A 13351-nucleotide genomic window follows, 5' to 3' on the forward strand; every position below is an offset into this window, starting at 1 on the left:
ATTGCCATAGCGACACGATTCGAACCAGCCCCTTTATCTTGCCTCGGCAGGATTCCCCGCCTATACGCCCGAGCATGCTTGATACCTCGAACCAACCCTCTCTGCCGCCCGAGATTGCCCGGCGCCGGACATTCGCCATCATCTCGCACCCCGATGCGGGCAAGACGACGCTGACCGAAAAGTTCCTGTTGTACGGTGGTGCCATCCAGATGGCCGGTCAGGTCCGCGCCAAGGGTGAGGCGCGGCGCACGCGGTCAGACTTCATGCAGATGGAGAAAGATCGGGGTATCTCGGTTTCTGCCTCGGCGATGTCGTTCGATTACGGGAATTTCCGGTTCAATCTGGTGGACACGCCCGGCCACTCGGACTTTTCCGAGGATACCTATCGCACGCTGACCGCCGTGGACGCCGCCGTGATGGTGATCGACGGTGCGAAAGGCGTGGAAAGCCAGACGCAGAAACTGTTCGAGGTCTGCCGCCTGCGCGATCTGCCGATCCTGACCTTCTGTAACAAGATGGACCGCGAAAGCCGCGATACGTTCGAGATCATCGACGAAATTCAGGAGATGTTGGCCATTGACGTCACGCCCGCCGCGTGGCCGATTGGCGTGGGGCGCGATTTCATCGGCTGTTATGACATGCTGCGCGACCGGCTGGAACTGATGGATCGTGCCGACCGCAACAAGGTGGCCGAAAGCGTCGAAATCAATGGCTTGGACGATCCAAAGCTGGCCGAACACGTCCCGGAACATTTGCTAGAGAAATTGCTGGAAGAGGTTGAGATGGCGCGCGAATTGCTGCCCAAACTCGACCCGCAGGCGGTGCTTGAGGGGCATATGACCCCGATCTGGTTCGGCTCGGCGATCAACTCATTCGGTGTTAAGGAACTGATGGAAGGTATTGGCGCATACGGCCCGCAGCCGCAGGTGCAGTCGGCCGAACCGCGTCAGATCGCACCCGATGAAAAGAAGGTCGCCGGGTTTGTCTTCAAGGTGCAGGCCAATATGGATCCCAAGCACCGTGACCGGGTGGCGTTTGTCCGTATGGCGTCGGGCCATTTCAAACGCGGCATGAAGCTGACCCATGTGCGCACCAAGAAACCAATGGCGATCTCGAACCCGGTGCTGTTTCTGGCATCCGACCGCGAACTGGCCGAGGAAGCCTGGGCCGGCGATATCATCGGCATCCCCAACCACGGGCAATTGCGCATCGGCGACACGCTGACCGAGGGCGAGGCGATCCGGGTCAAGGGCATCCCGTCCTTCGCGCCCGAACTGCTGCAAGGCGTCCGCGCGGGCGATCCGATGAAGGCCAAGCATCTGGAAAAGGCGCTGATGCAGTTCGCCGAAGAAGGCGCGGCAAAGGTATTCAAACCCTCAATCGGATCGGGTTTTATCGTCGGCGTTGTTGGCGCGCTGCAATTTGAAGTGCTCGCCAGCCGGATCGAGATGGAATACGGCCTGCCGGTACGGTTCGAGGCGTCTCAGTTCACCTCGGCGCGCTGGGTCAACGGGGAAAAGGCCGAGGTCGAGAAGTTCGTCAACACCAACAAACAGCACATCGCCCATGATCATGACGGCGACATCGTTTACCTGACGCGCCTGCAATGGGACATCGACCGAGTGGTGCGCGATTACCCGGCTCTGACCCTGACGGCGACCAAGGAAATGATGACGTAACACCCCGCGCGCGATCCGTCGCGCGCACCACGCGACAACGACTTTGGACATCTGATGAGCGACATCAAGCCGACCTGGGGAATAGTCATGACCACCCGGGCTCCGCTTGACGAGATTCTGCGTTTTGCCGCCCATCACATCGATCTCGGTGCGGACCGGCTGCATCTGTTTCTCGATGACTCCAACCGCCGCGCGGTCCGAACCCTGCGCGGGCATCCCAAGATCGACATTCGGGTCTGTAATGATGCGTATTGGGCTCGCCGTGGGCGGGAAAGACCTCAGGCGCATCAGGTCCGGCAATCCTTCAACGCAAACTTCACCTATCGCCAAACCGAACTGGATTGGCTGGCACATATTGATGTGGATGAGTTTCTATGGCCGATGGCCCCGATTCCCGACCTGCTGGCGGGTGTGCCGGATGACATCCCGGCGGTACGTGTTCGCCCCATCGAGGCGCTGGCCGGAGGTCACGATCTTTATAAAGCGTTCATCCCGGCCGGTCCTGATCGCAACAGGCTGGTCGAGGCAATCTATCCAAACTACGGCGCTTTTCTGCTGGGCGGGTTCCTAAGCCACGTTCAGGGCAAATTGTTTGTGCGCAGGGGTTTACCAAATCTCAGCGACCGGATTCACAACCTGTTTCAGAACGGGGCGCTTTTGCCTGTAGCAACCGAAATCCCCGAGATCGACCTGTGCCATCGCCACGCCCCGAATTGGGAGCATTGGCTGGCTCATTACCGTTTTCGGATGGAACGCGGGTCCTATCAAGCCACCGGAACCCCCAACAGAGCCCGCGAGATCGGAGGGTTGAATAAGTTCGAACTGCTCAGCTGGATCGAACAGGAATACGGCGAACCGGGCTTGCAAGAGTTCTATGACGAAATCAGTGGCATCGACACCGAGGTCCTAAATCGTCTGGAAGATCATGATATGATCCGGCACAGACCGCTGTGTCTGGATGAGAAGGTGCAGAAACACTTTCCCGGAACCATCTGAATTGTTGCCGAAAATCCAGAGCGCCCCAGGATGGCAAATGATTAAACCCTCTTCATTTGACCCTGCCCTACGATTTTGTTATGTCCCCGTCCAAGCCGAAATGCGCACGAAGCGCATGGCCATCCGGGCCCGGCATATTTCATACGCGCGGGCCAGGTACACGTGTCCGCATGAACCGGACATACATGACAAAGTTTAACGAACTGAACCTGAACCCCAAGGTCCTCAAAGCCATTGAGGAAGCTGGCTACGAAACCCCGACACCAATCCAGGAAGGCGCGATTCCACCCGCTTTGGAAGGGCGCGATGTATTGGGGATCGCCCAGACCGGCACCGGGAAAACCGCCAGCTTTACGCTGCCGATGATCACCCTGCTGGCCCGTGGCCGCGCGCGTGCGCGGATGCCCCGGTCATTGGTGTTGTGCCCGACGCGGGAACTGGCCGCACAGGTGGCCGAGAATTTCGACACCTATTCCAAGCACCTGAAACTGACCAAGGCGCTGTTGATCGGTGGTGTCAGCTTCAAGGAGCAAGACGCTCTGATCGACCGAGGCGTCGACGTTCTGATTGCCACTCCGGGCCGGCTGCTGGACCATTTCGAACGCGGCAAACTGTTGCTGACCGGCGTGCAGATCATGGTGGTGGATGAAGCCGACCGGATGCTGGACATGGGTTTCATCCCCGATATCGAACGCATCTTTTCACTGACACCCTTCACGCGACAGACCCTGTTTTTCTCGGCCACGATGGCGTCCGAGATCGAGCGGATCACCGACACATTCCTGTCGGCCCCGGCACGGATCGAAGTCGCTCGTCAGGCCACCGCCTCGGAAACCATCGAACAGGGTGTTGTCCTGTTCAAAGGCGGCCGTCGCGACCGCGAGGCCAGCGCCAAGCGCAAGACACTGCGTGCACTGATCGACGCCGAGGGCGAGGCATGCACCAACGCTATCATTTTCTGCAACCGCAAGACGGACGTGGATATCTGCGCCAAGTCGCTGAAGAAATACGGCTATAACGCCGCCGCCATTCACGGCGATCTGGATCAGTCCCAGCGGATGAAAACGCTGGACGGGTTCCGCGACGGCAGCTTGCGTTTGCTGGTTGCGTCGGACGTGGCCGCGCGGGGGCTGGATATCCCTTCGGTCAGCCACGTGTTCAATTTCGACGTCCCCGGCCACCCCGAGGACTACGTTCACCGGATCGGTCGCACCGGGCGTGCCGGGCGCGACGGCAAGGCGATAACAATCTGTTCGGGCCGCGATGAAAAAGCGCTGGCCGCGATCGAGACCCTGATCCAGAAGGAAATCCCGCGTCTGGACAATCCGATGCCGGTCGAGGACCCCAAGGCCGAGAAGCCAAAAGCCGAAAAACCTTCCAAGTCCTCGGACAGCAAGAAGACTGAGCCCAAAAAAGACAAGGAACCCAAGGGGCGTGGACGCGGTCGCAGCGAAAACAGAGGCTCTGCCGTTGTTGGTATGGGTGATCACATGCCCAGTTTCATCGCGCTTAGCTTTGATGAGCGTCGCGCGGGCTAGATCGACAATACCAACGCCAGAATCGACGCACCCAGCAATGTCATCCCGGCGATTTCGCGCCGGGTGATGCGTTCGCGGAAAAACAGGATCGACGCAAACAGGCTGAAGATCAGCTCGACCTGCCCCAAGGCTTTAACATAGGCCGCATTCTGCAGCGTGAACGCAAAGAACCAGCAGAACGAGCCACACAAACTGGTCAGACCGACAAACATGCCCGTCCTGCGCGTGTCCCAGACCGCGCGCAACTCGGCCCGGTCACGCCACAGCAGCCACGCGCCCATGCTCAGAAACTGGAACGTGACCACAAAGGTCAGTGTGACCAATGCCCTGAACCAGGCGTCGATATCCCCCAGTTCCAGCGAAGCGCCGCGATACCCGACCGAAGAAAAGGCAAACAGCACGCCCGACCCAAGCCCCAAGCGCGAGGCACGGTTGCTCAGGTGTTTCCACCATGCACCTTCGCCGCCGGGGTTTTTGGACAACAACAGGACAGCGCACAGACCCAGCAGAATGGCTACAAGTGCACCGCCGGAGACCTGATCCCCCAGAACGAGAAACCCGACAATGGCAGTTTGAATGACTTCTGTTTTCTTGAACGTGATCCCGACCGCAAAATTCCGCTGTTTGAACAAAGCGACCACACAAATAGTCGCCAGGATCTGCGCCGTTCCCCCCACAATCGCATAAAGCCAGAACCAACCGGTCAAAGACGGCACGGAAAACCCAGTCAGCCAGATTGCGGAAATCAGTGCGACCAGGACCAGCGGCAGGGAATAGGCGAACCGTGCAAAGGTTGCGCCCGCCGCCGACAATTTCACGCTGCTCAACGATTTTTGCAGCATGAATCGCACGGTCTGAAACGTCGCGGCCGCGATTGTGACGGGAATCCAAAGGCTCATAAGAACCCTTGTGTCGTGAAATCAGCCCTTTGGCCAGAGAGGATGCGCCACCGGATCCTTGGCGCGCCAAAAATAAGCCCGAAAGATCTCACCGTATGAGCGGTAGACATAGCCCTCGTTCAAGGTCAGATATTTGTCTTTGCCGTCCCGATACAAGGCTGGCAGCCGATACCAGGGTGCGCTTGGGTTCATGTGATGAACGACGTGCAGGTTATTGTTCAGAAACAGAAAAGCAAGAAAACCACGATCTTCGATAATGACTGTTCTGGCCCCAGACTTGTCATGTGCCCGATGTTCCAGAAACGTTCGGATTTTGACCAGAGCTAACCCCATATAAGCGGACAGAACATAGGCCCAAACCGGCGTTCCCGATTGGGTGACTGCAAAAAGAACGCCGACAACACCGATCACATGCATAGCCCATGCGCGCAGCACTCTGCCTTCACCACGTGCAATCTCGCGCGCCTCAGCTTTCAGGAATACAAGCTGACCAATGGCCGGCCCGAGAATGATACGACCCAGCAGAGTGTTATTGATGCGCAGCAGTCGTCTCTGCCAATTGCGCAAGCTTTGCCAAACTGCAGGGTCCTGATAGTTCGATTCGGGATCGTCATATGGATCAGTCAGGGTCGCATCACGATGATGGGCCAGATGCAGGTCCCGGAACCGCTGGTATGGGATGAACAGGGTCAGCGGCAGCGCCATCAGCGCCTCGTTCAACCATCGTGCGCGAAAAGGATGCCCGTGCAGCGCCTCATGGGTCAGGGACGAATGCAGGGCTGCCACCATCCCCATGATCGGGATCATCCATAGAACCGGAAGACAGAATATTGCCAGCAGCCACGCCATGTAGCACAGGATGATCAGAGCAAACGTGCCCCACTCCGGCCCGGCGCGCTCAGACATTTCGGCCCCAGGCCACTCCGGCCCAGAAACGTTCGTACACCACATAAAGCGTCAGACCGATGGCCGTATTCACCACGGCAAGCGTTCCCCCAATGGCTGTCGATCCGGTTGTCACTCCACCCACCAGAGTCCACACCACCGCAATCACGACCGATCTGCGCCGCGTTTCCATTCCGTCACCCGTTTTGTTGTTATTATTCAAGACGTACGCGCGGTGCAGAGCGTTGAACATTCTGTATGTAGTTAACAAGATTCACATAATGTGATATATCACAACAAATGTTGGGAAAAATCGACAAACGCGACCGCGCCGCTGAGTTCCGGTATCGCCTCGCCCAAGCGATGGAGGGCCGTCAAATCAGTCAGAGCGCGCTGGCACGCGGTATCGGCGTGGATCGTTCGACCGTATCCCAGCTTCTGACAGGTGACGGCGCGCGGTTGCCCAACGCTCATGTCGTCGGCAGTTGTGCCTCGGCGTTGGGCGTTTCAGCCGATTGGTTACTCAGCCTGTCTGACCGGCCTGAAAGCGCCGCTGAACTTCTGGCCAGTTCCCTGACGGTGACCGAAGCGCCACGCGCACTTGTGGATGAACGAATTTTCGCGTGGCACAAAGAGGCTGCAGGTTACAAAATCCGTTATGTTCCGGCCACTTTGCCTGACATGCTCAAAACACGGGCGGTGCTGGAATGGGAATATGCGCCTCATTTGGGGCGCAGCGCAGATCAGGCGATTGGAGCGTCCGCCGACCGCCTGACATGGATGCGTGCGGCACAATCCGACTATGAAATCGCCATGCCGCTTTATGAAATCGACAGTTTTGTTGCCGCCACCGGGTATTATGAAGGGCTGGCCTTGCCGACACGGCTGGCGCAGATTGACCATCTGCTAACCCTTTGCGATCAGCTGTACCCACGGTTGCGTATCTACCTGTTTGACGCCAAACGGCTTTACTCCGCGCCGGTGACGATCTTTGGTCCATTGATGTGCGTGTTTTATGCCGGAAGTCACTACATGGCCTTCCGGGATCGAGACCGGATCGAGACTTTTACAAGGCATTTCGACCAGTTGGTCCGCGAAGCTGATATCACCGCGCGGGATTTCCCCGCACATCTTGAGCATATGCGCAAAAAGATGCGCTAGGGCCCAGGCTGTGGTATCGTCCAAAGGCGCGAACTTTCAGGCATTCCGACCAATGACGGAGGACCACAGGAATGGACGCATTACAAACCGCTCAATACGCCCGCGCGCTATACTCGGCACACGGAGATCGGGCCGAGGCTGAAGCTGCCAAGAAGATGCGCGAATGCGAGGCCGCCGGACAGGCAGAACAGGCGCAGGATTGGCAGGCCGTTCGTCAGACCATCCGCCAGATTCGCGGCCCCAATCAGGGTTGATCACACCTTTGGGTCGGGGTTGACGGTGTGCCCATCCACGGCAATGACTTGCCCCGACACCAGCCGCGCCGCGTCCGAGGCCAGAAACACGGCCATGTTGGCAATATCACTGGCCTCGACGAACCGCCCCATTGAGGTGCCAGAAGCATAGCCGTTGTAAACCTGATCGCGACTCATGCCCTTGGCCGCGGCTTCACGCTGCAGAACCCCTTCCATGCGCGGACCTTCGATCGAGCCCGGGCAAATGATGTTGCAGCGAACACCGTATGGGCCCAACTCCATCGCAAGCGTCTTGCCCAACCCGATGACGCCCCATTTAGCGGCCGCATAAGGCGCGCGATTGGGATAGCCGAACTGACCTGCGGTCGAGGACGTGATCAGGATCGCCCCGCTACCCTGCTGCTTGAGAATAGGGGCGGCGTATTTCGCGCATAGAAACGTGCCCTCAAGGTTCACCGACAGGCAGTTCCGCCAATCATTCAGCGCCACGTCCTCGACCAAAGCCGTCGGCCCAGCGATGCCGGCATTTGCGCAAAGCGTATCCACCCCGTCCCATTCTGCGGTGACCTGGGCAAACATGGCGGCCACATTGCCCTCGTCTGCGACATTGACATGCGACGTGACCCAATTCGCGGGACATTCCGACAAGGCCGCCTGATCCACATCAGCCACCCAAACCCGCGCACCCGCCGCATCAAACGCCTCAGCCATGGCGCGCCCGACGCCAGCGGCTCCGGCCGTGATCAGTACCCGCCTGCTCATACAGGCTTGCGGATCGCGGCACCCGCGCCTTCGGGATAGGGCAACCCGGCTTGCGCCTCGGCGATCCGCGCCATCGCCGCCTCGATCTGAGGCGCAGGGGCGCTGGGGCGCCGGGTGTCCAGGCTGACATGCAACAAAAAGCTCTCGCCCGTGGCCAGCAACTTGTCGCCTTCATACATGCTATGAAACACATGCAGTTTCTTGCCCTGCCCCAGCAGCATCTGCGTCCGGCATTCAATACGCGCACCCGCATGCGTTTCATGTATGTATCTGATGTGATTTTCTGCGGTGAAATAGCTGCCACCGGTGGCGATATAGTCCATGTCACATCCGATGATCTCCATGAACCGGTCGGTGGCCGCGGCGAAAGCCTCAAGGTATTTCGCCTCATTCATGTGTCCGTTGTAATCGGTCCAGTCCAGCGGCACTGCACGGGCCAGCGTCAGGATCGGCTGGCTCAAATCCGCCTGATCCAATGTCGGCAGCGCGCCGGGTTTCAAAACCGCATCATGCTGATTCAGTACTGCCCCGGCACCATAATCCTGCGCCTTCAGCGCCCGCATCATCCCGACAAGATTATTGTCGCGGATGCGCTCCAATTCCCGAATCGAATGCATGCCCGACTGCGCATCCGACTGCTCCGCTATCATATCGACCAGTTCGTCTGTGAAATCCGGCACATCCATAAGTTTGGTCCAGGGCCATTTCAGCGCAGGCCCGAACTGCGCCAAAAAATGCCGCATCCCGGCCTCGCCCCCGGCTACGCGGTAGGTTTCAAACAAGCCCATCTGCGCCCAACGGATACCAAAGCCCATGCGAATGGCCTCATCGACCTCTTCCGTCGTGGCGATTCCGTCCTTGACCAGCCACAACGCCTCGCGCCATACCGCTTCAAGAAACCGGTCTGCAATATGCGCATCGATCTCTTTTCGCAGATGCAACGGAAAGAACCCGAGCGATTTCAAAAGCTCCTGCGCCCGAGCGACCATTTCCGGCGGGTTTTTATCGGTGGGCACCAACTCAACCAGCGGCAACAGATACACCGGGTTAAACGGATGCGTGACCACAATCTGCTCAGGCCTCAACGCTCCTTGCTGCAGTTCCGATGGCTTGAACCCACTGGTCGAGGACCCGATGATCGCCTCCGGATCACAGGCCTGCTGCAAACCCTTGTAGACCTTTAGCTTCAGATCCAGGCGTTCCGGCACGCTTTCTTGAATCCAGACGGCCCCCCGCACGGCTTCGCCCATCTCGTCATGAAAACTCAGCGCCCCCTCAGGCGGCAAAGGTACATCACACAACCCCGGCAGCGACCGCCGTGCATTGTCCAGAACCTCACCAATCTTGCGCTCGGCTTCCGGGTCCGGATCAAACACCCGCACATCCCAGCCGTTCAGCAGGAACCGAGCGGCCCATCCGCCGCCAATAACCCCGCCACCGATAATCGCCGCTGCTTTCATCTCAACACATCCCAAACTTCATCTGGCCCAAAATATCCCGGGGGTTTGGGGGCTGGCCCCCAATCCACCCTACCCTCACGGCGCCACCGGTGCCCGTTTCACCAACCCCAACTTCTCACGCACCGCCTCGGGTCCGATCACGCGCGCCCCCATGTTTTCAATGATCGTTCCCGCACGTTCTACCAACTGCCAGTTCTCGGCTAATACGCCCTTGTCCAGCCACAGGTTGTCCTCAAGCCCGACCCGTACGTTACCCCCCGCCAGCACGGAGGCCGCGACATAAGCCATTTGACGCCGTCCCAAGGCAAAAGCACTGAACGTCCAGTCATCAGGCACATTGTTAACCATCGCCATAAAAGTGTTCAGATCGTCCGGCGCACCCCACGGCACCCCCATGCACAGCTGCACCAGAGCATCCGGTTCCAGCACGCCCTCTTTCACCAACTGCTTGGCAAACCACAGATGACCGGTGTCAAACGCCTCGATCTCGGGCTTCACCCCAAGATCGGTCATCATCTGTCCCATCGCCCGCAACATGCCGGGCGTGTTGGTCATCACATAATCAGCCTCGGCAAAGTTCATCGTGCCGCAATCCAGCGTACAGATCTCGGGAAGACACGCGGCAACATGCGCCACGCGCTCACTCGCCCCGATCATGTCGGTCGCGGCCTCGTTCACCGGAAACGGGCTCTCGACGCCGCCGAACACGATATCCCCGCCCATCCCGGCCGTCAGGTTCAAAACCACATCCACATCCGCATCGCGAATCCGCTCAGTCACCTCCCGATACAGGCCCAAATCGCGCGAGGGCGCGCCGCTCTCCGGATCACGCACATGGCAATGCACCACCGCCGCCCCCGCCTTTGCCGCGGCAATCGCGCTTTCAGCAATCTGAGCAGGCGAGCGTGGCACATGCGGACTGCGATCCTGCGTCCCGCCCGAGCCGGTCACGGCACAAGTAATAAAGACGTCGCGGTTCATTTCCAAAGGCATGGCGTTTTCCCCAGTTTATACCGGCTTGTGCCACGGGTTTTCCCCAGACTTCTCCCCGGTTATCGATTTGCGTTGTTCCCAAGTCTGACGCAGCCTTGAGGAAACACTTGCCAGAATGCGAATCGAACTTGATGAAATCCGCAAAAAACATCCTCCAGCCTGAACATCGCGCCCTGAAAACGGCGGTGCTGGTGCTGGATGAGTGCAACACGCTCAGCTTTGCCGCCGCCGTCGATCCGATGCGCGCCGCCAACCGGCTGGCCGACCGCCCGGCCTTTGACTGGGATTATGTGACCGCCACCTCCGAACCCGCGCTGCTGACCAGCGCCCTGACCGTCCCGGGCATCCCGCTGGCCCGTCTGCAAAGTTGCGACCTGATGATCGTCGTCGCGGGCTTCCAACTCGCCCGCCACGCCACACCCAGCCTGCTCGGGGGCCTGCGCCGCGTTGCTGCAACTGGCGCCACCATGGCCGGCATCGACGGAGGCCCCTGGCTGCTGGCCGAAGCCGGTCTGCTCGACGGCCACGCCGCAACCACCCATTGGGAGGATCTCGAAAGCTTCGCAGCCCGTTTCCCGGCCGTGGACGTCCGCCCGGATCGCTTCACCGTTTCCGAAAACCGCCTGACGTCTGGCGGAGCCGTCCCGGCTGTGGACATGATGCTCCACATCATCGCCGCGCGCCACGGCGCAGGGTTCGCAGCCCGCGTCTCCGGCCTGTTCCTCTACGAAGGCACGTCCGCGCCATCAAAGCCCCAAAGCCGCACCGGCGCACCACTCCGCCACACAACACTGACCGCCAAAGCAAATGCATTGATGGAATCGTCCCTCGACACACCCTTGCCTCTGGCCGACATCGCCGAGACGCTGGGCACCAGCCCGCGTACCTTGCAGCAACAATTCCGCCTGCGTCTGAACACCACGCCACAGGACCACTACCTGCAGCTCAGACTGGCCGAGGCCCGCCGTCTGGTGACCGACACCGACCGGCCTTTGATGGATGTGGCGCTTGCCACAGGCTTTGCCTCGCAATCCAGCTTTGCCCGTGCTTTCCGCACCGCCCATGGGCAATCCGCACGCGACCTCAGGCTGGAACGCACCCAGCCTACGCCCCACTGATCTTCATCTTTTCAAAATACTCCGGGGGAGCCGCGCGCGCCCCGCGCGGCCGGGGCAGCGCCCCCTAATACGGCATCGGATACGCGCGATGCGCCGCGTTGATCTCGTTTACAACATCCTCGGGCAGCCGTAAGTTGCGCCCTTCCAGAATATGTTCCAACTGCGCCACTGTCGTTGCGCCAAAAATGGCCGACATCATGAAAGGACGCGTCCGGCACCAGGCCAGCGCCATGTGAATCGGATCCAATCCATGCCGTTGGGCAATCTCCAAATAAGCTGCCACAGCATCGAAAACCCGCTCGGATTTGCGCCCTCCCATCTCGGCATTGATCGACATGCGCGATCCGTCCGGCACCGCTCCGCCCTGGTATTTACCGGTCAGAAAACCTGCACCCAAAGGTGAAAAGGCCATCAGACCCACATCCTCGTGCACGCAAAGTTCGGCCATATCCGTGTCGAACAACCGGCACAGCAACGAGTATTCGTTCTGAACAGAAGCGACACGGGGCGTACCCGTCGCTTCGGCCAAACGCACCCATTGCGCTGTCCCCCAGGCACTCTCATTCGACAGCCCAAAGGCGCGGATATTGCCCTTGTCCACTTGCCCCTGCAGGGCCGCCAGACATTCGTGCATATTGTCCAACACGTCCTGCGTGTCCTGCCCCGATGGTGCAAAATCCCAGTTCTGCCGAAACATATAGCTGCCGCGGTTGGGCCAGTGAAACTGGTACAGATCGATGCAATCCGTCCGCAATCGCCTCAATGAGCCCTCAATCGCATCCGGGATCGTCGCGCCCGAGATGGGCGCCCCGTCGCGCGCATGTGCCATCCCGGCCCCTGAATGCTTGGTGGCCAGCACATATTTGTCCCGGCGCGCAGCGTTGGCGGCGTTCCAGCTGCCCAGAATCTCCTCGGTGCGTCCGATCGTTTCCCTGGCAATGGGATTGACCGGGTACATCTCGGCGGCATCTACAAAATTGATCCCGGCTTCCAGCGCCATATCCATCTGGGTATGCGCCTCGGTCTCCGAGGTCTGGCTGCCAAACGTCATTGTCCCCAGACACAAATCCGTCACCATGATTCCGGTGCGGCCCAAAGGCTTCATCTCCATCCGTCGCTCTCCTGAAATGCACCGCCGAGCGGCTTACGCCTCGGCCTTCTTTTCCCAACGACCCGATTCCTCGGACCAGTATTGTGCCGAACACCCCGCGCTGGTCAGAGCCTTCCACTGCCCGCGCGCATGCTGAACCGCGGCGGCGTCATTGCCATCAAACAGGATACATACCCGTTCCAGACCATTCACCTCATCCGGTGCAACGCTTGCCCCGTCCACCGACATCAGGCAGGCCGGGTTGTTGCCCGCTTCGGCCTCGCCGGTTGTCAGCAGGATCGGCTGAGCTGCGTCATGCGGTCCTCCGGCACGGCCATGCGGCAGGAACCCGTCCTCGGGCCCCAGCCACAGTTTTTCGTCCAGCCAGTCCATCCGTGCGGACTCCGTTCCGCGCACGGCAATCCTCCACCCGGCCTGCCGCGCCTTGTCCAGCAACACGGGCAAAGTGTGCTCCAACGGACGTTGGGTCAGGTGATAGAAATAGACAGCGCCCAT

General features: G+C 59.6%; 14 protein-coding genes. 6 read left to right on the forward strand and 8 right to left on the reverse strand.

The genetic code is table 11. From position 1 onward, the window contains the following. Positions 1–74: 74 nt before the first annotated feature. The 3 genes from ACRZ9X_RS00680 to ACRZ9X_RS00690 all read left to right on the forward strand — a co-directional run bounded on the left by ACRZ9X_RS00680 (position 75) and on the right by ACRZ9X_RS00690 (position 4213). Complete coding sequence (locus ACRZ9X_RS00680) at positions 75–1679, forward strand: peptide chain release factor 3 (protein ID WP_480515195.1); 1605 nt, start codon at positions 75–77, stop codon at positions 1677–1679. 54 nt (positions 1680–1733) lie between these two features. After that, complete coding sequence (locus ACRZ9X_RS00685) at positions 1734–2675, forward strand: glycosyltransferase family 2 protein (RefSeq protein ID WP_480515197.1); 942 nt, start codon at positions 1734–1736, stop codon at positions 2673–2675. 185 nt (positions 2676–2860) lie between these two features. After that, positions 2861–4213 carry a DEAD/DEAH box helicase gene (locus tag ACRZ9X_RS00690; protein ID WP_480515199.1) on the forward strand — a complete coding sequence of 451 codons (1353 nt, stop codon included), beginning with the start codon at positions 2861–2863 and terminating at the stop codon, positions 4211–4213. Here ACRZ9X_RS00690 and ACRZ9X_RS00695 read toward each other — a convergent pair. Genes ACRZ9X_RS00695 through ACRZ9X_RS00705 form a run of 3 tightly spaced genes read right to left on the reverse strand, consistent with a single transcriptional unit; the run spans position 4210 to position 6190 of the window. Beyond that, positions 4210–5112, reverse strand: a complete 903-nt coding sequence (locus tag ACRZ9X_RS00695) for an EamA family transporter (RefSeq protein WP_480515201.1) — start codon at positions 5110–5112, stop codon at positions 4210–4212. The two genes, ACRZ9X_RS00690 and ACRZ9X_RS00695, sit on opposite strands and share 4 nt — an antisense overlap. Positions 5113–5133: 21 nt before the next feature. Beyond that, positions 5134–6018 (reverse strand): fatty acid desaturase, encoded by an 885-nt coding sequence (locus tag ACRZ9X_RS00700; RefSeq protein ID WP_480515203.1) that lies wholly within the window; start codon positions 6016–6018, stop codon positions 5134–5136. Next, the gene (locus tag ACRZ9X_RS00705) at positions 6011–6190 is read right to left on the reverse strand and encodes a DUF2061 domain-containing protein (RefSeq protein ID WP_480515205.1); all 180 of its coding nucleotides are present in this window, start codon (positions 6188–6190) and stop codon (positions 6011–6013) included. Before ACRZ9X_RS00705 ends, ACRZ9X_RS00700 begins: the two co-directional genes overlap by 8 nt. Before the next feature lie 107 nt (positions 6191–6297). Here ACRZ9X_RS00705 and ACRZ9X_RS00710 point away from each other — a divergent pair, with 107 nt between their 5' ends. Together ACRZ9X_RS00710 and ACRZ9X_RS00715 are read left to right on the forward strand one after the other, a co-directional pair. Beyond that, positions 6298–7158, forward strand: coding sequence for a helix-turn-helix domain-containing protein (locus ACRZ9X_RS00710; protein ID WP_480515207.1), 861 nt, complete (start codon positions 6298–6300; stop codon positions 7156–7158). A 71-nt stretch (positions 7159–7229) separates the two neighbouring features. Beyond that, positions 7230–7412, forward strand: a complete 183-nt coding sequence (locus ACRZ9X_RS00715) for a hypothetical protein (RefSeq protein WP_480515209.1) — start codon at positions 7230–7232, stop codon at positions 7410–7412. On the opposite strand, the gene ACRZ9X_RS00720 is transcribed toward ACRZ9X_RS00715, so the two are convergent. The 3 genes from ACRZ9X_RS00720 to bcoG form a co-directional block, all read right to left on the reverse strand. Continuing rightward, positions 7413–8174: an SDR family oxidoreductase gene (locus ACRZ9X_RS00720; RefSeq protein ID WP_480515211.1), complete on the reverse strand. Its 762-nt coding sequence runs from the start codon at positions 8172–8174 to the stop codon at positions 7413–7415. Further along, positions 8171–9634 carry a carnitine 3-dehydrogenase gene (locus ACRZ9X_RS00725; RefSeq protein ID WP_480515213.1) on the reverse strand — a complete coding sequence of 488 codons (1464 nt, stop codon included), beginning with the start codon at positions 9632–9634 and terminating at the stop codon, positions 8171–8173. The genes ACRZ9X_RS00720 and ACRZ9X_RS00725 overlap by 4 nt, the downstream gene beginning before the upstream one ends. A gap of 75 nt (positions 9635–9709) precedes the next feature. Then, positions 9710–10627, reverse strand: coding sequence for a 3-dehydrocarnitine:acetyl-CoA trimethylamine transferase BcoG (bcoG, locus tag ACRZ9X_RS00730; protein ID WP_480515215.1), 918 nt, complete (start codon positions 10625–10627; stop codon positions 9710–9712). A gap of 131 nt (positions 10628–10758) precedes the next feature. On the opposite strand from bcoG, the gene ACRZ9X_RS00735 reads away from it, so the two are divergent. Next, on the forward strand, positions 10759–11745 hold the full coding sequence (locus tag ACRZ9X_RS00735) for a GlxA family transcriptional regulator (RefSeq protein ID WP_480515217.1): 987 nt from the start codon (positions 10759–10761) through the stop codon (positions 11743–11745). 64 nt (positions 11746–11809) lie between these two features. Here the strand turns inward: ACRZ9X_RS00735 and ACRZ9X_RS00740 are convergent, their stop codons facing one another. Further along, a complete protein-coding gene (locus ACRZ9X_RS00740; protein ID WP_480515219.1) occupies positions 11810–12856 on the reverse strand; it encodes an aldo/keto reductase in 1047 nt (348 codons plus the stop codon). 33 nt (positions 12857–12889) lie between these two features. Continuing rightward, complete coding sequence (locus ACRZ9X_RS00745; RefSeq protein ID WP_480515221.1) at positions 12890–13351, reverse strand: DNA polymerase III subunit chi; 462 nt, start codon at positions 13349–13351, stop codon at positions 12890–12892.

It is taken from the genome of Ruegeria sp. AL1 (assembly GCF_056540905.1).